Annotated in this window: 17 protein-coding genes; 8 read left to right on the plus strand and 9 right to left on the minus strand. The window is 71.5% G+C overall.

The window, feature by feature from the left end:
* Positions 1 to 9 precede the first annotated feature (9 nt).
* From ACZ46W_RS12725 to ACZ46W_RS12740, 4 genes are read right to left on the minus strand one after another with little or no spacing between them, the layout of a single operon-like run.
* Positions 10 to 411, minus strand: a complete 402-nt coding sequence (locus ACZ46W_RS12725) for a DUF4234 domain-containing protein (protein WP_468335663.1) — start codon at positions 409 to 411, stop codon at positions 10 to 12.
* A 20-nt stretch (positions 412 to 431) separates the two neighbouring features.
* The gene (locus ACZ46W_RS12730; RefSeq protein ID WP_468335666.1) at positions 432 to 1,586 is read right to left on the minus strand and encodes a methyltransferase domain-containing protein; all 1,155 of its coding nucleotides are present in this window, start codon (positions 1,584 to 1,586) and stop codon (positions 432 to 434) included.
* Between the two features lies 1 nt (position 1,587).
* On the minus strand, positions 1,588 to 1,713 hold the full coding sequence (locus tag ACZ46W_RS12735) for a hypothetical protein (protein ID WP_468335669.1): 126 nt from the start codon (positions 1,711 to 1,713) through the stop codon (positions 1,588 to 1,590).
* 39 nt (positions 1,714 to 1,752) lie between these two features.
* Positions 1,753 to 1,929, minus strand: coding sequence for a hypothetical protein (locus ACZ46W_RS12740; RefSeq protein ID WP_468335672.1), 177 nt, complete (start codon positions 1,927 to 1,929; stop codon positions 1,753 to 1,755).
* A 327-nt stretch (positions 1,930 to 2,256) separates the two neighbouring features.
* Between ACZ46W_RS12740 and ACZ46W_RS12745 the strand changes: the two genes are divergently transcribed.
* The 4 genes from ACZ46W_RS12745 to ACZ46W_RS12760 all read left to right on the plus strand — a co-directional run bounded on the left by ACZ46W_RS12745 (position 2,257) and on the right by ACZ46W_RS12760 (position 5,974).
* Positions 2,257 to 3,501 carry a Twin-arginine translocation pathway signal gene (locus tag ACZ46W_RS12745; protein ID WP_468335675.1) on the plus strand — a complete coding sequence of 415 codons (1,245 nt, stop codon included), beginning with the start codon at positions 2,257 to 2,259 and terminating at the stop codon, positions 3,499 to 3,501.
* 1 nt (position 3,502) lies between these two features.
* Entirely contained in the window at positions 3,503 to 3,832 is a 330-nt protein-coding gene (locus ACZ46W_RS12750; protein WP_468335678.1) for a 4a-hydroxytetrahydrobiopterin dehydratase, read from the plus strand.
* A gap of 128 nt (positions 3,833 to 3,960) precedes the next feature.
* Complete coding sequence (locus ACZ46W_RS12755) at positions 3,961 to 5,478, plus strand: MFS transporter (RefSeq protein WP_468335681.1); 1,518 nt, start codon at positions 3,961 to 3,963, stop codon at positions 5,476 to 5,478.
* The gene (locus ACZ46W_RS12760) at positions 5,462 to 5,974 is read left to right on the plus strand and encodes a DinB family protein (RefSeq protein WP_468335684.1); all 513 of its coding nucleotides are present in this window, start codon (positions 5,462 to 5,464) and stop codon (positions 5,972 to 5,974) included. The genes ACZ46W_RS12755 and ACZ46W_RS12760 overlap by 17 nt, the downstream gene beginning before the upstream one ends.
* Before the next feature lie 3 nt (positions 5,975 to 5,977).
* Here the strand turns inward: ACZ46W_RS12760 and ACZ46W_RS12765 are convergent, their stop codons facing one another.
* Both ACZ46W_RS12765 and ACZ46W_RS12770 read right to left on the minus strand, forming a co-directional pair.
* Complete coding sequence (locus ACZ46W_RS12765; protein ID WP_468335687.1) at positions 5,978 to 6,409, minus strand: VOC family protein; 432 nt, start codon at positions 6,407 to 6,409, stop codon at positions 5,978 to 5,980.
* Between the two features lie 59 nt (positions 6,410 to 6,468).
* On the minus strand, positions 6,469 to 8,478 hold the full coding sequence (locus tag ACZ46W_RS12770) for a PIG-L family deacetylase (protein WP_468335690.1): 2,010 nt from the start codon (positions 8,476 to 8,478) through the stop codon (positions 6,469 to 6,471).
* Between the two features lie 327 nt (positions 8,479 to 8,805).
* Between ACZ46W_RS12770 and ACZ46W_RS12775 the strand changes: the two genes are divergently transcribed.
* Positions 8,806 to 11,790, plus strand: a complete 2,985-nt coding sequence (locus ACZ46W_RS12775; protein ID WP_468335693.1) for a bifunctional [glutamine synthetase] adenylyltransferase/[glutamine synthetase]-adenylyl-L-tyrosine phosphorylase — start codon at positions 8,806 to 8,808, stop codon at positions 11,788 to 11,790.
* Here ACZ46W_RS12775 and ACZ46W_RS12780 read toward each other — a convergent pair.
* Genes ACZ46W_RS12780 through ACZ46W_RS12790 form a run of 3 tightly spaced genes read right to left on the minus strand, consistent with a single transcriptional unit; the run spans position 11,778 to position 15,759 of the window.
* Positions 11,778 to 12,695: a phosphatase PAP2 family protein gene (locus ACZ46W_RS12780; protein ID WP_468335696.1), complete on the minus strand. Its 918-nt coding sequence runs from the start codon at positions 12,693 to 12,695 to the stop codon at positions 11,778 to 11,780. The two genes, ACZ46W_RS12775 and ACZ46W_RS12780, sit on opposite strands and share 13 nt — an antisense overlap.
* A gap of 36 nt (positions 12,696 to 12,731) precedes the next feature.
* Positions 12,732 to 13,847: a LacI family DNA-binding transcriptional regulator gene (locus tag ACZ46W_RS12785; RefSeq protein WP_468335699.1), complete on the minus strand. Its 1,116-nt coding sequence runs from the start codon at positions 13,845 to 13,847 to the stop codon at positions 12,732 to 12,734.
* Between the two features lie 25 nt (positions 13,848 to 13,872).
* Positions 13,873 to 15,759, minus strand: coding sequence for a glycoside hydrolase family 13 protein (locus tag ACZ46W_RS12790; protein ID WP_468335702.1), 1,887 nt, complete (start codon positions 15,757 to 15,759; stop codon positions 13,873 to 13,875).
* Positions 15,760 to 16,107: 348 nt separating this feature from the next.
* On the opposite strand from ACZ46W_RS12790, the gene ACZ46W_RS12795 reads away from it, so the two are divergent.
* The 3 genes from ACZ46W_RS12795 to ACZ46W_RS12805 are packed head-to-tail and all read left to right on the plus strand — an operon-like array spanning position 16,108 to position 19,316.
* The gene (locus ACZ46W_RS12795) at positions 16,108 to 17,382 is read left to right on the plus strand and encodes an extracellular solute-binding protein (protein ID WP_468335705.1); all 1,275 of its coding nucleotides are present in this window, start codon (positions 16,108 to 16,110) and stop codon (positions 17,380 to 17,382) included.
* 24 nt (positions 17,383 to 17,406) lie between these two features.
* Positions 17,407 to 18,432: a carbohydrate ABC transporter permease gene (locus ACZ46W_RS12800; RefSeq protein WP_468335708.1), complete on the plus strand. Its 1,026-nt coding sequence runs from the start codon at positions 17,407 to 17,409 to the stop codon at positions 18,430 to 18,432.
* Entirely contained in the window at positions 18,429 to 19,316 is an 888-nt protein-coding gene (locus tag ACZ46W_RS12805; protein ID WP_468335711.1) for a sugar ABC transporter permease, read from the plus strand. Before ACZ46W_RS12800 ends, ACZ46W_RS12805 begins: the two co-directional genes overlap by 4 nt.
* The last annotated feature ends 37 nt before the right edge of the window (positions 19,317 to 19,353 follow it).

A 19,353-nucleotide genomic window follows, 5' to 3' on the forward strand; every position in this document is an offset into this window, starting at 1 on the left:
CATGGTGCCTCAGGCGGCCACGGGGACCTGTTCGCCTTCCTCCACGTGGCCGTAGTGGGCCCAGATCTGGTTCGTCTCGTGCTGGTAGTACAGCGGGTAGAGGCTGAGGATGAACATCAGGATCAGACCGATCCACGGATTGCAGGTCGGCTGCAATCCGGCCGCCCGCTGCATGCGCGCGATGCGCTGACCGGTGTTGAACACCGAGATGAACGGCGGCACGATCAGGATCCAGCCCAGCGCGATGGCCACCACCGCCATCCCCGGCCGGACGTCGATGCGTTCGTCGAAGTCACGTGCCTCGCGGTTCACCTTGTAGTACCAAACCAGGTGATAGATCCCGAGGGTGATCAGTGGCCAGACGAGCCACACGAGGAAGATGTTCCGGGTCTTGCCGACGCGGCCGGTCATGAGCACCTCCGCTGTGGTCCCTACTCCTCCAGTGCAGCACCACGGGACCGATGGCGCGCGTCAGGGAGGCGGGGCGCGGGGTCGATGACCCGATCCGGATCACGCAGCCACACCTGCTGACCGCGCGCGGTCACGGTCAGCCCCAAGTCCCTGGCCTCGGGTGATCCGAGGTCGACGTATTCCTGATGCACGCGCTCGACCTCCTGCCACAGGTTGCGGGCTCCGTACTCGTACGCGTCCTCGCCGGTGGCGACGGTGGCGGCGCAGCCGTCGTAGTCCTGCAACCACACTTGGGCGGCGTCACCGTCCCGGTCGGCGTGGACCACGCGTACGCCGGGGAGGCGTGTGCCGGCGTACAGGGCGAAGCCGAGGGAGAGCAGGTCACGCGGGTTGACGGCAGCCTTCACCGATCGACACGTCTCTTCGTCGACCGGAGCGGGCTGGGGTGGCCGGTGGGACCGCATGGGCATGTACGAGGCGCCGCTCTGGAAGCGTCCTGAGGCAGCCCCCTTGCCGTCGGCGGTGAGCTGGACGATGGCGCCGCTCCAGAAGTCGCGGTCCAAGGGGGCGACGAGGACGCCTCCTGGGGTGAGCTGCCGCACCAGCCGGTGGGGGATCGTCCGGAGCGCGCAGGTGGCGATGACGCGGTCGAACGGCGCCTGTTCGGGCCAGCCCGACTCGCCGTCCGTGCACAGCAGGTGCGGTTCGTACCCGGCGGCGCGGAGGACGGCGGCCGCGTGGTGGGCGAGGCCGGGGTCGATCTCGACGCTGTACACGAGGTGGTCACCGAGGCGACGGCAGAGAAGCGCGGCGACGTACCCGGAGGCGGTGCCGATCTCCAGTACACGGTGGCCGTCCTCGACGAGCAGGAGCCGCAGCATCCTGGCGACCATGCTCGGCTGGCTGTTGGAGGAAGTGGCGATGCCGGGACCGTCCGGCTTGCCGTCGTCGAGCTGGATGACGACCGGTTCGTCGGAGTGGATGAGGGCGAGGCGGTCGGCCTCGGTGGTCAGCGGCTCGCACGTGGTGGGCGTCTGGCGCCATGCCTGGCGTGGGATGAAGGGTTCGCGGGCGACGGCGTGCCAGACGGCTCGCCATGTCTTGTCGAGCAGGCCGCGCTCGTAGAGCGTCTCTACGAGCGCGGCGTGCCCGCCGTCCGCTTGGGCGGTCGCCACATCAGCTCCCGTCGGTGGTCTTGCTGGGGCCGGAGCCGTCGGGGGAGGGCGGAGTGGGCGGCGGCGTCCAGGGCTTGTCGGACGGCTCACCGCCGTGCTTGCCTCCGTCGGCCATGGTGCTGCTCATCCGTACCTCCTCGGTAGGGGCTTCATGGTGTGGCGGGGCTCAACAGGGTTGCGCCTTGCGGCGGCTCTGGTACCAGGCCAGGGCGGACAGGACGTCATCCAGGGGTGCGGCCAGGAGCGCCGCGTGCACAGGGCAGGCGAGGACGTCCTTGCCCTCCCGGACGGCGACGACTCGTAGCTGGTCGGTGGACTGGCATCCGGAGCAGCGTTCTGTCATCGAGGCGCCACCGCACGGCAGCGGGGGCACGTGCACACCGGATACGCGGTGCTGGTCGGGATATGGTCAGCGGGCGTTACTTCCCGCTTTTCACGGATCGTGCGTTGGGTGCCGTCCTGGTTCACGCGATACACCTTGATCGTCATCACGGGCCGCTCCCCGATCTACGTCTATCGAGGGGCATCACGTCCAACTGTTGTGCGCCCCGTCAGCAACACCTCGATGATGAGCCGCACAGGAAGTGGGCGACAGGCCATCGCAGGGCCATCGACGGCCACCTGGCGGCCATGGGGGACAAGTCACTTGATGACGCATCAGACTCTCGGCATGGGACGCAATGACGCACTGCGGGCCGCGCGGCTGCGAAAGGGCTGGCGGACTATGGAGCAGGCCGCGATGGCGCTGACGGACCACGGTCAGCGGTTGCTCGGAGACCGACACTTCGCGGTGTCGCCGCGGACCTGGCGGCGCTGGGAAGGGGCTCGGCCTGGATGGCCTCCGGAGGAGACCGCGATCGTGCTTCATGACGCGCTCGGCCAATGGCCTGAAGATCTGGGATTCACCACGCCGCGCGGATGGCTCCGGCCGGAGCACCACGAGGAGACCGACGTGAATCGTCGTACCTTCGTCTCCGTCACAGCAGCCGCACTCGTGCCCGGACCCACTGCCCGACAGCATGTCGACCCTGCCCTCGTCGACTACTTCCAGCAGCAGTTGGAGGGGCACTACCGGGCCGACATGTTCCTCGGCCCACACGACCTGATCGGAACGGTGTCAGCCCAGTACCAGCTCATCGACAAACTCATCAGGTCTGCTCAAGGAAAGACCCGGCAGAGCCTGTTGCGTGTTGGCGCTGCCTACGCCGCTCTCGTCGGCTGGCTGTACCAGGACGCCGGCGATCTCGACGGCGCCGCGTTCTGGCGTGGAATCACCCAGGAGATCGCGATGCGGTCGCGTGACCCGCACTTGATCGGTTACAGCCTCGTCAACCAAGCCCAGGTCCGTACTGACCTGGGGGATGGTGCCGCCGTCATCGACCTCTGCGAGGCCGCGCTCGACGACGCCGACCGGCTGGTCCCGAAGGTGAGGATCATGGCCATGCAGCAGCAGGCCCATGGTGCGAGTCTCACCGGTGACCGCACGGCCGTCGATCGGCTCCTCGACCAAGCTGGTGGCCTGGTTTCCCGTGTCGACGATGACCTGCCGTGGGGCAACGCGTGCAGGAGGACCCCTGGCTACCTGGAGGTGCAGAGGGCGACCTGTTACGGCCGACTGGGCCTCGGCAGCGAGGCGGTCAGCCTGTGGCCACAGGTCCTCGCCAAGGTCCCGGAGACTGCCCGCCGGGATCGGGGCGTCTACATGGCGCGGTACGCCACAGCGGCCGCCGGCGCGAGTGAGCCCGAGCAGGCTCTGGAGATCGCCCGGACGGTGGTCCAGATCGCCACTGAGACCCGCTCCGCGAGGATGGCGCGTGAGTTGGCCACCCTGGAGCGAGCGATGCGTCCATGGCACGATGCCTCGGTCGGCCGGGATCTTGCCGACGTCCTGGAGCCAGTGGCTGAGAGGGGATGACGTGGCCGAGACCGAGGCAACTACCGCAGTACTCGGTGAGGTGGAGATCGCGGCATACCTGGAAAACGTCCCGAACTGGCGAAGGGTCGGCGATTCGATCACAGCGGCCTATCGCATCAGGTACCACGGCGGCGTGGCGTTGATCGTGCATGTCGCCGACGTCGAGCGGCTGATCAGTCACCATGCGGACATCGACCTGCGCTGGGATCACGTGCGATTCACCGTCACTACGCACGACGCCGGACACAAATTGACGTTCGCGGACTTCGACCTCGCGCAGCGCATCGACAAGATCGCCGCCGCACACGAGGCCGAGCCGCTGGCTGAGTGACCATCGCACCACGAAGACGCAGCATCACGGTGCTGATCGGGGTCTGCCAAGGCCTTGCCTCGGGACAGGGAACGCCATGTTGCGGTTTCCGCAACATCGTTGGGCCGCTGCCCCCGTGTCCGCCCAGCATGGGCGGGTCGGCAGCCTTCCCGGACCCGAGGGGCAGATCCGTGACCGTGGCGCTTCATCTTCCTGAGCCGCAGCCCGTGTTGAGTGTGCGGAGGCGGTGGACGGTGCTGGCCGTCTGCTGTCTCAGCATGTTCCTGGTGGGGCTGGACACCACCATCGTCAATGTCGGTCTGCCGGAGATCGGGCGGGCCCTGGGCATCGGGACCCGGGGGCTCGAATGGACGGTGGACGCGTACACCGTCGTCCTGGCCGGGCTGCTGATCTCCTCCGGTGCGCTGGCGGACCGGTTCGGGCGCCGACGGGTGTTCCAGGCCGGGCTGGCCGTCTTCGGGGCGGCCTCGCTGGCCTGTGCCGTCGCGCCTTCGGTGGGCGTGCTCGTCGCGGCTCGGGCCGTTCAGGGCGCCGGTGCCTCGATGCTCAGTCCGGTGGCGCTCGCGATCGTGGTGAACGCCATGCCGGACGCCAGGGAGCGGGCGAGGGCGATCGGCGTGTGGGCGTCGGTCTTCGGGCTCAGCATGGCCGTCGGCCCCGTCGCCGGCGGCGCCCTCGTCGCGGGCCTCGGCTGGCGGTCGCTGTTCTGGATCAACGCGCCGGTCATCGCCGCCGCCCTCGTCCTCACCGCCGTGTTCGTGCCCGAGTCCCGCGCCGAGCGGCCGCGCCGCCTCGACCTGCCCGGCCAGGCCCTCCTGACCGTGGTCATCGGCACGGCGGTCGGCGTACTCATCGAGGGGCCGCGCATCGGCTGGACCTCGCCCCTCGCACTGGGCGCATACGCCCTGCTCGCCGTCGCGGCGGCCGCGTTCGTGCGGGTGGAGTCCCGCCGCCGCGAGCCGCTGATGGACCTGGCGCTCTACCGGCGTCCGGCCTTCGCCGGGGCAGTGCTGGGGGCGGTGGTGGTGTTCGTCGCCCTCAACATGACGCTGCTGCTCACCACCCTGTACTTGCAGGACGGCCGGGGCTGGACGCCCCTGGCCGCCGGGCTGGCGACACTGCCCATGGCGGTCGGCGCGATGCTCTGCGCGCCCTGGTCCGGCCGTCTCGTCGGTCGTGCCGGGCCGCGTACGCCGCTCCTCCTGGCCGGCGGGTTCATCGCCGCCGGCGGGCTCTGCCTGGTCGGGCTGGACCAGGACACGAGCGTGCCCCTGCTCCTGGCGGCGTACGCGCTCATCGGCATCGGGTTCGGCTTCGCCAACGCTCCGATCACCAACACCGCGGTGAACGGGCTGCCGCCCGCCCGGGCCGGCGTGGCGGGAGCGATCACGTCCACGGCCCGCCAGTTCGGCGCCGCGCTCGGAATCGCCGTCGCCGGCGGCCTGATCGCGGGCGCGGCCCCGGCAGGTCTGGCGCACGCCTCGCGGCCGGGCTGGCTCGTGGTCGCCCTCTGCGGCCTGCTGCTGCTCCCGGTGGCCGCCGCATCGCGCCCGAGGCCCCCGCGCGTGCCGGGCGGGTCGGGGGAAAAGCCGGTGCGGCCCGGGGCGGGCTGCGCTAGCGTCCGCGCGCATGACTCTTCATCGTGAACGCCCTCCTTTCGTGGCGGACGAACGGACCCAGCTCGTCGGGTGGCTCGACATGCAGCGCTCGATCGTCCGGTGGAAGTGCGAGGGGCTGTCCGAGGAGGACGCGCACCGGGCGGTCCTGCCGCAGTCGCCGAACATGACCGTCGCCGGCGTCGTCTCACACCTGCGGTGGGTGGAGCAGAGCTGGTTCGAGGTGCTGTTCCTGGGCGGTCCCGCCGAGGGCCCGCAGTTCGACGAGAGCGACGAGGACCTCGACATGAAGGTCGACGGCGTGCCGCTCGCGCGCCTCCTGGAGGAGTACGAGCGGCAGTGCGACAGGTCGAACGAGATCATCGCGGCCCACTCGTTCGACGAGGTCGGCCGCCACCCCGACTTCCGGTCCGCCCAGGCCACCTTGCGGTGGATGCTGATCCACATGGTCGAGGAGACCGCGCGGCACGCCGGGCACCTGGACGCGATACGGGAGCTGCTCGACGGGCGGAAGGGCTACTACTAGCGCTCAGCGCTCCGACAGTTCGGACGGCGCCTCCTGGACCGTCCAGCCGTTGCCGTCCGGGTCCTTGAAGAACACGAACGAGTTCCACGTCTCGCCCTTGCCCTCCGTCCAGCCGCCCGGGCCCACGTGCTGGACGGGGCTCACCTCCACGCCCTGGGACGTCAGCTCCGCCCGCGCCGCCTCGATGTCGGTCACGCAGAGCTGGAGGCCGTGCAGCGAGCCCGGGGCCATGGACTTCTCGCCCGGGGCCAGGGGCATGCCGCTCTGCAAGGCGATCGAGCAGCGCGAGCCGGGCGGCGTGAGCTGGATGATGCGCACCCCCGGGGCCACCTCCGTGTCCAGGTCGACCTTGAAACCGCACTTCGTGCCGTAGAAGTCCTTCGCCCGGTCCAGATCGGTCACCGGGACCACGACGACTTCCAGCGTCCAGTTCATGAGCTCTCCTCCACTGGTGAGTACGTCCATGAAAGCCGGACTCGGCGCGCCGCGCCGCCTCATCGCTCCCAGGGGGACCAGTTCAGCCGGCCGTCCAGGCCCACCGTCGCGAAGCCCGCCCCGGTCGCCGCCGGGGCACCGGCGAACAGTGACCGCCCGGTCTCCCACCCGGCCGCCCCGCCCACCGGCGCCGTCGCGACCGCTCCGGTGCCCGCGCGCACGGCCAGCCGGCCGCCCGACGCGCCCACCGCGCCGTACCCGGCGATGCCACCCGTCACGTCCCGCACCGGCGAGGCGTGGCCGCCGCCCGCGAATCGGGCCGTGCGGACGTCACCGGAGGCGGGCTTGCGGAACCAGAGCCGTACGCCGTCGGGGCCGTCCGGCGTCACGCTGAGCGCCACCGTGGTCGCCGGCAGCCCGGTCGCCACCGGACCGGCCACCGGCCCGCCCGGCGCCGCCTGGGCCCACGCCAGAACCGTCGTCGGCGTCCCCGCGAACACATAACCGCGCCCCGTCGCGTCCGTCGCCGCCACCGGGTCGCCCCGCAGGTCCCGTCCGCCGGCCGGCCGCCACGGCCCCCAGCCGCCGTCCGCCCGCTGGGCGCTCACCCGCATCGTGTGGCCGCCGTCGCGCACGTACACCGTCATCAGGCCCGCCCGGTCCACCAGTACCGCCGGCAGGCTGATGTCGGACGTGGCGGACTCGTCGTCCCGCTCGGGCGTGCCCAGCGACCGCCACGCGCCGAACGCCCCGCCCGGCGCGGACTGCACGGCCGTCACCACCTCGCGGCGGTACTCCCCGTCCAGTTCGGTACGCGTACCGAACACCGCGATCCGGCCGTCCGGGAGCCGCACCGACGTCACCCCGGCGTCCAGCCCCGCGCCCGGCTGGAGAACCGGGCCCGTCCACTGCGCGCCACCGGTCTTCCGCCACACCGCCAGGCGGCCGTCCAGCACCGAGAACGCGTACAGCTCGCCCTTCCGAGCGCCCTCCCGCACCCAGGAGGCCGAGCCGCCGCGGGCGTAGCGGATCGACTGCGCCCAGCCGTGTCCGGCGGGGCGGGCGGCCACCTTGCGGTCGCCGCAGCCGGCCGGGTCCTCGCAGTAGTCCGTGTGGTCCCACCACGCGTACGTCTTCAGCGTGCGCAGCTTCGCCTCGGTCGTCCTCGGGTCGAGGGAGTGCGGCAGGCCGCCGGTCGAGTACCCGAGGTAGTTCTGCACCGCGAACGGCGGACGGCCGGGGGAGCCGGCGTACCGGGCGAGCGCCGCCTGCGCGAACCGGGCGCCGTACATGTGGTCCTGGTGGTCGGAGAGCTTCCCGGTCTTGTCGTTGCGGCCCGGCGTCGGGTCCATGAGCCGGACGAAGGTGGGCTTGAAGCGGGTCAGGACGCCGCTGATCGTCTCGATGGTCTGGCTCTTGGTGTACGAGAAGTCCTCGCGCACCGGGGAACCGGCCGCGAGCTGCGACTCCAGGGTCTCCACGCGCGCGTCCCACAGGCCGTGCAGGCTGTGCGGGCGTTCGTCGGAGATGCTGCCCGCCTCGCGGAGCTGGAGCCACACCAGGCTGATCTGCGGCTTGGCGCGCAGGACGTCCAGCTCGGCCCGGCCGCCGCCGGCCGTGGCGATGGAGGTGCGGTCCCAGGGGCTGGTGCGGTTGCCGGTGGCCATCTCGGCGTACGCGGCGCGTATGCCGTTCTGCCGGGCCTCCGCGTACGCCGCCTTGTCGGCGGGCGGGCGCGGGTCCTGGCGGCGGGCGTTGCGGCCGTCGGACTCACCGGCGGTGAGGTAGAGGGACGTGAGGCTGTGGCCGGAGGCGATGGACTGGCTGGTGTCCGGGTTCATGAAGAACAGGTCGTCGTCCGGGTGGGCCATGATCTGGAGCACCGATTCGCCCTGGGTGCGGACCGGCTTGACCGCCTGGGCCTCCGGTACGCCCCGGCTCGGCACGTCGGACGCGTCCGACGCCCCGGCCGTCAGCGCCAGCGTCCCGCCCGTGATGCCGACGAGCACGGCGATCGGCGCGGCCATGAACAGGCCACGGCGGAATGAGGACAGGGCGGGGCGAGGCATGGGCGGGCTTCCGTTACGCGGTGGGGTGGGCGAACCGGGAGGGAAGACCGGCTTTGCCGCCATCCGGTTCATAGGCCCCGGTGTGGGGTGCCTCACGCCGGCTCGGTGGGCGGCCGCCCCGGACGCGCCGGGTCCCGCCGGGCGGTATCGGCGGGGGCCGATAGGCTCGGACGCGTGGAAGGCGAGTGAGCCGAAGGGGCACGCGGGCGTGGAAAGGGAGAACGCGCGGAGGCTGTGAGGGACGAGCAGCCGAGCACGATCGCCCGCCGACGCACGCGACAGGCGCCCCGGAGGGGAACCGAGCCCCAAGGAAAGGGGAGAGCGCGGATGAGCGGGCCGGGGCGCAGGAGCAGTACCTTCACCCGACTGCTGCGGCACGGCTTCACCGACCCGTCCGCCGCCGAGCGGCTCCTGGAGCTGCCCGTGCTGTCCGCCGTGCACGGCGACCCGGTGCTGCTCGACGCGCTCGGTGCCACCGCCGACCCCGACCTGGCGCTGCGCGGGCTCGTCCGGCTCGCCGAGGCGCAGGGCGATGAGGGCCGGCAGTTGCTGGGCACCGTCCTGAGCGCCAAGCCGCTGCGCGACCGGTTGCTCGGCGTGCTCGGTGCCTCCGAGGCGCTGGGCGACCACCTGGCCCGGCACCCGCGCGACTGGGAGGCGCTCGTCACGTACGAGTCGACCGACCTGCACCCGGGCGTCGCCGACTTCGAGCGGGGGCTGGCCGGGGCGAGCGACCCCGTCTCGCTGCGGGTGGCCTACCGGCGGTGTCTGCTGGCCATAGCCGCGCGCGATGTGTGCGGGACGACCGACGTCGCCGAGACCGCCGCCGAGCTGGCCGACCTCGCCACGGCCACCCTCCGCAAGGCCCTCGACATGGCGCGCGCGGCCGCGCCCGACGACGCCGCCGCGTGCCGGCTCGCGGTGATCGCGATGGGCAAGTGCGGGGGCAACGAGCTGAACTACGTCTCGGACGTGGACGTCATCTTCGTCGGCGAGCCCGTCGACGGGGCCGACGAGGGCAAGGCGATGCAGGCGGCGACCCGGCTGGCCTCGCATCTGATGCGCATCTGCTCGGAGCAGACGGTGGAGGGCACCATCTGGCCCGTGGACGCCAACCTGCGCCCCGAGGGCAGGAACGGGCCGCTCGTGCGGACCCTGTCGAGCCACCTCGCCTACTACCAGCGCTGGGCCAAGACGTGGGAGTTCCAGGCCCTGCTGAAGGCCCGGCCGGTGGCCGGGGACCACGAGCTGGGCGCCGCGTACATCGACGCCGTGTCACCGCTGGTCTGGCAGGCCGCCGAGCGGGAGAACTTCGTCTCCGACGTGCAGAAGATGCGGCGCAGGGTGGTGGAGACCATCCCCGTCGCGCACGTGGACCGTGAGCTGAAGCTCGGCCCCGGCGGGCTCAGGGACGTGGAATTCGCGGTGCAGCTCCTGCAATTGGTGCACGGCCGCAGTGACGCCACGCTGCACAGCGGGAGCACCCTGGAGGCGTTGAAGGCGCTCGCGGCCGGGGGCTACGTGGGCCGGGCCGACGCCGCGCAGCTCGACGAGGCGTACCGCTTCCTGCGGGCGATGGAGCACCGCATCCAGTTGTTCCGGCTTCGGCGGACACACCTGGTGCCGGAGAACGAGGGCGATCTGCGGCGGCTGGGGCGGTCACTCGGGCTGCGGACCGACCCGGTGGCGGAGCTGAACCGGGAGTGGAAGCGGCACGCGGCGGTGGTGCGGCGGCTGCACGAGAAGCTGTTCTACCGGCCGCTGCTCGACGCGGTCGCGCAGCTCGCGCCCGGTGAGACGCGGCTGAGCGCCAAGGCCGCCGGGCAGCGGCTGGAGGCGCTGGGGTACGCGGACCCGGTGGCCGCGCTGCGGCACCTGGAGGCGCTGTCGTCCGGGGTCACCAGGAAGGCGGCGATCCAGCGGACGCTGCTGCCGGTGATGCTGGGCTGGTTCGCGGACTCGGCCGACCCCGACGCGGGCCTGCTGGCGTTCCGGAAGGTGTCCGACGCCCTGGGCAAGACGCCCTGGTACCTGCGGCTGCTGCGGGACGAGGGCGCGGCGGCGGAGAACCTCGCGCGGGTGCTGTCCGCCGGGCGGCTGGCCCCGGACCTGCTGCTGCGCGCCCCCGAGGCGGTGGCCATCCTGGGCGCCCCCGAGGGCCTCCAGCCGCGCGGCCGCGACCACCTGGAGCCGGAGATCCTCGCCGCGGTCGGCCGCGCGGAGGACGCCGAGCTGGCGGTCGCCGTGGCCCGTGGCGTACGGCGCCGGGAGCTGTTCCGTACCGCCGCCGCCGACATCATCGGCTCGTACGGCACCGAGGACAGCCCCGCCGAGGCCGACCCCGGCGCGCTCGTCGACCGCGTCGGCCAGGCGGTCACCGACCTGAACGCGGCGACGATCGCGGGCGCGCTGCGGGCCGCCGTGCGCGAGCAGTGGGGCGACACCCTGCCGACCCGGTTCGCCGTCATCGGCATGGGCCGCTTCGGCGGGCACGAGCTGGGCTACGGGTCGGACGCGGACGTGATCTTCGTGCACGAGCCCCGCGACGGCGTGGACGAGCAGGAGGCCGCCCGGTCGGCCGGCACGGTGGTGGCCGAGATGCGGCGGCTGCTGCAACTGCCGACGGCCGACCCGCCGCTGATCATCGACGCGGATCTGCGCCCCGAGGGCAAGAGCGGCCCCCTGGTGCGCACCCTGAAGTCGTACGAGGCCTACTACCGCCGCTGGTCGCTCGGCTGGGAGAGCCAGGCGCTGCTGCGGGCCGAGCCGATGGCCGGTGACCAGGACCTCGCCCGCCGTTTCATCGCGCTGATCGACCCGCTGCGCTACCCCGAGCGGGGCCTGGACGACGCCGCCGTACGCGAGATCCGGCGGCTGAAGGCCCGGATGGAGACGGAACGGCTGCCGCGCGGCGCCGACCCCGCCCTGCACACCAAGCTGGGGCGCGGCGGCCTGTCGGACGTGGAGTGGACGGTGCAGCTCCTCCAGATGCGGCACGGGCACGCGGTACCGGGGCTGCGCACGACGCGGACCCGCCGGGCGCTGGCCGCCGCCCGCGACGCGGGCCTGATCGCTGAGCGGGACGCCCAGACGCTGGACGAGGCGTGGGTGCTGGCCACGCGCGTGCGCAACGGCGTGATGCTGGTGCGCGGGCGGGCCGGGGACACCTTCCCGTCCGACGCGCGGGAGCTCGCCGCGGTCGGCCGGTACCTGGGGTACGGGCCGGGGCACGTCGGCGAGATGGTGGAGGACTACCGCCGTACGACCCGCCGGGCGCGGGCCGTGGTGGAGGAGCTGTTCTACGGGGCGTGAGCGTGGGCCGCCGGGGCCGGCGCCGGTTCCGGAGCCGGGGTGGGTGCGGGCACCCGTGTCGGTGCCACGTGCCGCGGCAGCCGGTGCGGCATCCTGCCGTACCAGCCGTACGCCAGCGTGTAGCCGAAGGCCAGGCAGATCATGCCGCCCACCGCGTCCAGCCAGAAGTGGTTGGCGGTGGCGACGATGACCACGAGCGTGAAGGTCGGGTAGAGCAGGCCGAGGATCTTGCCCCAGGGCGCCTTGGCCAGGGCGAATATGGTCAGGCCGCACCACAGCGACCACCCGATGTGCATGGACGGCATCGCGGCGTACTGGTTGGACATGTGCTTCAGGTCGCCCGACGCCATCGAGCCCCAGGTCTGGTGGACCAGCACGGTGTCGATGAACTTCTCGGAGGTCATCAGGCGCGGCGGCGCCAGCGGGTACAGGTAGTAGCCGAGCAGGGCGATGCCGGTGGTGGAGAACAGCACCAGCCGGGTCGCGGCGTACCGGCCGGGATGCCACCGGTACAGCCACACCAGGACACCGATCGTGACGATGAAGTGGAGCGTGGCGTAGTAGTAGTTCATGCCCACGATCAGCCACGTCACCGAGTCCACGGCGTGGTTGACCGTCTTCTCGACGGCGATGCCGAGGGACTGCTCGGCCCGCCAGATCCAGTCGGCGTTGCGCAGTGCCTCGGCCTTCTGCTCGGGCACGGCGTTGCGGATCAGCGAGTACGTCCAGTAACTCACCGCGATCAGCAGGATCTCGAACCAGATGCGGGGGCGGCGCGGCGCGCGCATCCGCTGCCACACGGTCCGGCTGTCCGCCACGCGGGCCGGACCCTGTTCGATGGGTGAATCCACCGGTGGTGCCGGGGCCTCACGGCCTTCCAGTGTCCTCACAGTCGTGTCACCCATGGGCCAAGAGTCTGCCAGATAGGTCTACTCGGTCGATCATCCGTCAGTCGGGTCCTCAACGCCATCGCTACGCCTTTCGGACGATGGCCTTTCGGGGGACGGTCCGTCGGACGACGGCCTTTCCGAGGACCGCTGGCCCTGAGGCCCCGAGGCGGTTGAACCGCGAACGACCAACTCGGGCATGAAGACGAACTCGCTGTGCGGGGCGGGGGTGCCGCCGATCTCCTCCAGCAGGGCACGCACCGACGCCTGGCCCATCGCCTGGACGGGCTGGCGGATGGTGGTCAGCGGCGGGTCCGTGAAGGCTATGAGCGGGGAGTCGTCGAACCCGACCACGGAGACGTCCCTCGGGACGTGCAGGCCCTTCTGGCGCGCGGCCCGGATGGCACCCAGTGCCATCATGTCGCTGGCGCAGACGATGGCGGTACAGCCCCGGTCGATCAGCGCGGTCGCGGCGGCCTGGCCGCCCTCCAGGGTGTACAGCGAGTGCTGGATGAGCTCCTCGCACTGCTCCGGCGCCAGTCCCAGCCGCGCCTGCATGCCGAGCTGGAAGCCCTCGATCTTGCGCAGCACGGGGACGAACCGCTTCGGGCCGACCGCGAGGCCGATCCGGGTGTGCCCGAGCGAGGCGAGGTGGGTGACGGCGAGCTGCATCGCGGCCCGGTCGTCGGGGGAGACGAACGGCGCCTTCACCTTGGGCGAGAAGCCGTTGATGAGGACGTACGGGACGCCCTTGCCGCGGAGCTGGTCGTAGCGCGTCATGTCGGCGGTGGTGTCGGCGTGCAGTCCGGAGACGAAGATGATGCCGGAGACGCCCCGCTCGACGAGCATTTCGGTGAGTTCGTCCTCGGTGGAGCCGCCCGGGGTCTGGGTGGCGAGGACGGGGGTGTAGCCCTGGCGGGTCAGGGCCTGGCCGATGACCTGGGCCAGGGCCGGGAAGATGGGGTTGTCCAGCTCGGGGGTTATCAGCCCGACCAGACCGGCGCTGCGCTGCCGCAGCCGTACGGGGCGCTCGTAGCCGAGCACGTCGAGGGCGGCCAGCACGGACTGGCGGGTGGCCGCGGCCACACCGGGCTTGCCGTTGAGCACGCGGCTGACTGTGGCTTCGCTGACCCCCGCCTGGGCTGCGATGTCGGCTAGCCGCGCGGTCATGTGATGGGACTGTACCGGCCGCACGTCAGCTTGCCCACCAAACGCAGGACTCGGCGGCGAGCAGGACGGTCCGCCCGCCCTCGCCGTGCCCCGCCTCGGCCGCCAACTCCCTCGCGGGCGACGGCACTTTGCCCCCGAGGGGCGCGATGTCCCGCGACGGGCCGCCGCCGGGGGCGGGCGCGGTCCCGCCGGCAGGCGCGGCGTCGGCCGGAACGGCGCCGGCGTCGGCGGATACGGCACCGCCGCCGGCGGATACGGCACCGCCGCCGGCCGGTGCCACGGCTTCCGGGGCGACCGAGGACGCCGGGTCCGGCGTGCTCGTCAGGAGGAGCCGGGTGCCCGGGGCGCGCAGGGCGACCGGGCGGTCGGTGAGGTTGACCGTGCAGACCAGGTCGCCCTGCCAGGGGCCGGTGCCCGGGCCCTTCGCGCGGCGGCGGAAGGCCAGGACGCCGTCGGGCGCGGGCAGCCACTCCACCGCGTCGCCCGCGCCGAGCGCCGGGTGGTCACGGCGCATCGCGAGCGCGCTGCGGTACAGCTCCAGCGTCGAGTCCGGGTCGCCGGTCTGGGCCTCGACCGACAGCTCTCGCCACGACGGCGGCTGCGGGAGCCAGCTCCCGCCCGGGCCGAAGCCGTACGACGGGCCGTCCACCGTCCACGGGATCGGCACCCGGCACCCGTCCCGCAGCCCGTCCTGGCCCTCGCCCCGCAGGAAGGCGGGGTCCTGGCGGGCCTCGTCGGGCAGCTCCGTGACCTCGGGCAGCCCCAGCTCCTCGCCCTGGTAGATGTACGCCGAGCCGGGCAGCGCCAGCATCAGCAGCGCCGCCGCCCGCGCCCGCCGCAGCCCGGCGGCGCCCTCGCCGTACCGGGTGGTGTGGCGCACCACGTCGTGGTTGGAGAGCACCCAGGTCGTCGGGGCGCCCACCGACGTGGTGGCCCGCAGCGAGTCGTCGATGACCCGCCGCAGCGCGGCCGCGTCCCACGGGCAGTTCAGGAACTGGAAGTTGAACGCCTGGTGCAGCTCGTCGGGGCGTACGTACAGCGCGAGGCGCTCCGCCGACGGCGCCCACGCCTCGGCGACGCCGATGCGCTCGCCCTCGTAGGTGTCGAGGAGGCGCCGCCACGCGCGGTGGATCTCGTGGACGCCGTCCTGGTCGAAGAACGGCAGTTGCTGGGTGCCGATGAGCCGGGCCTGCTCGCCGTGCCCGATGTCGGGCATGCCGGGTGCCTTGACCATGCCGTGCGCGACGTCGATCCGGAACCCGTCCACCCCGAGGTCCAGCCAGAACCGCAGCACCGACTCGAACTCGGCCCGCACATCCTCGTTCTCCCAGTTCAGGTCCGGCTGCTGGGGGGCGAACAGGTGCAGGTACCAGTCGCCGTCCGCCACCCGCGTCCAGGCCGGGCCGCCGAAGACGGACTCCCAGTCGTTGGGGGGCAGGGAGCCGTCCGGCCCCTTGCCGGGGCGGAAGAGGTAGCGGTCGCGGCAGGCCGGGTCGCCGGCGAGCGCCTCGCGGAACCACGGGTGCCGGTCGGAGGTGTGGTTCGGGACGATGTCGACGATCACCCGCAGGCCCAGCTCGTGGGCCGTGCGCACCAGGTCGTCCGCGTCCGCGAGGTCCCCGAAGACGGGGTCGACGGCGCGGTAGTCGGCCACGTCGTACCCGCCGTCGGCCTGCGGCGAGGCGTAGAAGGGGGTCAGCCACACCGCGTCCGCGCCCAGCCGGGCCAGGTGGGGGAGGCGCTCGCGGGCCCCGCGCAGGTCGCCGACGCCGTCGCCGTCGCTGTCCGCGAAGGACCGCACGTACACCTGGTAGATGACGGCCTCCCGCCACCATCCCGGGCGGTCGCTGGAAGAGATTGCACGGCGCAGGTCCTCCGGCGTCTGGACGGGCGAGGTCAGCTCGTGGGCCATGTGCGGTGTCCCTCTCGGTGGGCCGGGATGGGGGCTACGTACATCTAACGAGGTGGGAGCGGTCATGAAACGGTCCTGCAAGGCCTTACGAAAAGGCTTGCAGCTTCCTCCCGGGCCGCGCAAGCCCGCCCCGCCGCCGTGTCAAGCGATGCATCGGCAACTGTAGGGACACGCGGATGTAACGATCAGCCCGCCTTGCAGAAATTTGCCGCAAGCTCTTTCGGCTCGTTTTCATCCCTGTTACGTTCCTGGCAACCCGGCGCGCCGCGAGGGAGCGGTTTGCAGGAGGCACGAGATCCGGTGATGTGATCCGCCTTCGTCTTCCCGGGATCAGTTGAAGGAGTTCACATGCGGCGTGGCATAGCGGCCACCGCGCTGGTCGCGGCCCTCGGCCTGACGACGGCGGCGTGCGGGGGCGACAGCGGCACCCAGGGCGGCACCAACAGCTCGGGCGAGCTGTCCGGCACCGTCACGTTCTGGGACACCTCGAACGAGGCCGAGAAGGCGACCTACCAGGCGCTGGCCGAGGGCTTCACCAAGCTGCACCCCAAGGTGAAGGTCAAGTACGTCAACGTCCCCTTCGGCGAGGCCAACGCCAAGTTCAAGAACGCCGCGGGCGGCAACTCCGGCGCCCCCGACGTGATGCGCACCGAGGTCGCCTGGGTGGCCGACTTCGCCAGCCTGGGCTACCTCGCCCCGCTGGACGGCACCCGCGCCATCGAGAACCAGGGCGACTGGCTGCCGCAGGCCGCCGCGAGCACCAAGTTCAACGACAAGACCTACGCGGTCCCGCAGGTCATCGACACCATGGCGCTCTTCTACAACAAGAAGATGCTCAAGGAGGCCGGCGCCGAGGTCCCCACGACCCTGGAGGCGCTGAAGGACGCGTCCGCCAAGGTCAGCAAGAAGTGGCCCGGCAAGACCGGCCTCTACCTGCGCGGTGACGACCCGTACTGGTTCCTGTCCTTCCTGTACGGCGAGGGCGGCGACATGGTCGACGCCGAGGCCAAGAAGGTCACCATCGACGACGCGTCCGGCGTCAAGGCGTACAAGACCATCAAGGACCTGGTCGACTCGAAGGCGGCGATCACCGACGCCTCCGACGGCTGGAACAACATGCAGAACGCCTTCAAGTCCGGCAAGGTCGCGATGATGCTCAACGGCCCGTGGGCCATCGCCGACTCCCGCGCGGGCGCCGAGTTCAAGGACCCGAAGAACCTGGGCATCGCGCCCGTGCCGGCCGGCAGCGCCGGTCAGGGCTCCCCGCAGGGCGGCTGGAACCTCTCCGTCTACGCCGGTTCCAAGAACCTCGACGCGTCCTACGAGTTCGCCAAGTACATGAGCTCGGCCAAGGTGCAGCAGCAGACCACCGAGAAGCTCAGCCTGCTGCCCACCCGCCTCTCGGTGTACGCGCAGCCGACCGTGTCCGGCAACGAGATGGTCCAGTTCTTCAAGCCCGCCGTCGACAAGGCCGTCGAGCGCCCGTGGATCCCGCAGGGCAACGCCCTCTTCGAGCCGATCCGCCTCCAGATGGCCAACGTCCTGGGCGGCAAGACCACTCCGGAGAAGGCCGCCCAGGAGACGGGCGACGCCTACCGCAAGATGCTCAAGGACTACAAGTAAGCAGTGGGAAGGGCTGACCGACCAATGGCTGTCGAGACCAGCCAGTCGGTGGCGAAGGCCGCGGGCGCGAACAGCGCCCGCGGCCGCGGCCGCCGCACTGACAACACCCCGGGAACCCCGGGCCCGGGCAGGCTCCGCAGGGCGCTGAGCACCCACTGGTACGCCTGGAGCATGGTCGCTCCGGTGGTGACCGTGATCGGCGTGATCATCGGCTACCCGCTGGCGCGCGGCATCTACCTGTCGCTCACCGACGCCAACGAGGCCAACGTCGAGCGCACGATCGGGGTCAACCACATCCCCGCGACGTACGAGTTCGTCGGTCTCGACAACTACAAGGCCGTCCTCACCGACGAGGTCTTCTGGGACCGCCTCGGCTGGACCGTGGTGTGGACGGTCACGTGTGTCGCCCTCTCCTTCACCCTCGGCCTCGTCCTGGCCAACATGCTCAACCGCAAGCTCAAGGGCCGCACCTTCTACCGCATGGCCCTGATCCTGCCGTGGGCCGTCCCGGCCTTCGTCTCCGTCTTCACCTGGCGGCTGCTGTTCAACGAGCGCAGCGGCCTGTTCAACAAGCTCCTCGCCGGCGGCGGCATCGACGCGATCTCCTGGCTGAACGACCCCACCTGGGCCAAGGTCTCCGTCATCGCCGTCAACGTCTGGCTTGGCGTGCCGTTCATGCTCGTCGCCATGCTGGGCGGCCTCCAGTCCATCCCCGGCGAGCTGTACGAGGCCGCCGAGATGGACGGCGCGACCGCCTGGCAGCGGTTCCGCCACATCACCCTGCCCGGGCTGCGGCCGGTCTCCGGCACGGTGATCCTGCTCAGCGCCATCTGGACCTTCAACATGTTCCCGGTGATCTTCCTGCTCACCCGGGGCGGGCCGGGCGACGCCACCGAGATCCTCGTGACGTACGCCTACCGGCTCTCCTTCGTCGTCAGCCCGCGCGACTTCGCGGGATCGGCCGCCTGGGGCGTCCTGATCCTGATCCTCCTGTCGCTCTTCGCGGTGGTCTACCGCCGTGCGCTCCGCAAGCAGGGAGACATGTGGTGAGCACCCACACGCAGACTTCTCCGGCCCGCGAGGCCCGCGAGCCCCGCAAGGTACGTGCCCGGGGCGAGCGTTCGCCGCTCGCCTCCGTGGGGCTGCACCTGGCGCTCCTCCTGGCCACGCTCGTCGCGGTGTTCCCGCCGCTGTGGCTGGTGATCACCTCGTTCAAGCCGAAGACCGACGCCTTCGACACCTCGGTCGTCAAGAACTTCACCTTCGGCAACTACAGCCACGTCCTCGCCGACACCCAGTTCCTGGCGTGGCTCGGCAACTCGCTGATCGTCGTCGGCATCACCACCGTCATCGGCGTCTTCATCTCCGCCACCACCGGTTACGCCGTCAGCCGCTTCCGCTTCCCGGGCCTGAGGCCCCTGATGTGGCTGCTGCTGATCACCCAGATGTTCCCGGTCGCCGTGCTGATCGTCCCGCTGTACAACCTGCTGGCCTCGCTCGGCATGCTGAACCAGCCGGTCGGCCTGGTCATCACGTACCTCACGGTCGCCGTGCCGTTCTGCGCCTGGATGATGAAGGGCTACTTCGACGGCATCCCGGCCGAGATCGACGAGGCGGGACGGGTGGACGGCCTGACGCCGTTCGGCACGTTCTGGCGGCTGATCATGCCGCTCGCCAAGCCGGGCCTGGCCGTCACCGCGTTCTACACGTTCATCACCGGCTGGGGCGAGGTCGCCTACGCCTCCGCGTTCATGACCGGCGAGGAGAACCTCACCCTCGCGGGCGGCCTCCAGACCTTCGTCAACCAGTACACCGCCGACTGGGGTTCGCTGACCGCCGCCGCCGTGCTGATCGCGGCGCCCGCCGCCGTCGTCTTCGGCCTCGTCCAGCGCCACCTGGTCTCCGGCCTGACGGCCGGCGCCACCAAGTCCTGATCCGTCCGGATCCCGCATCCCGGTCTGCGGCGACCGG

The sequence above is a fragment of the Streptomyces sp. NPDC031064 genome (genome assembly GCF_055570965.1).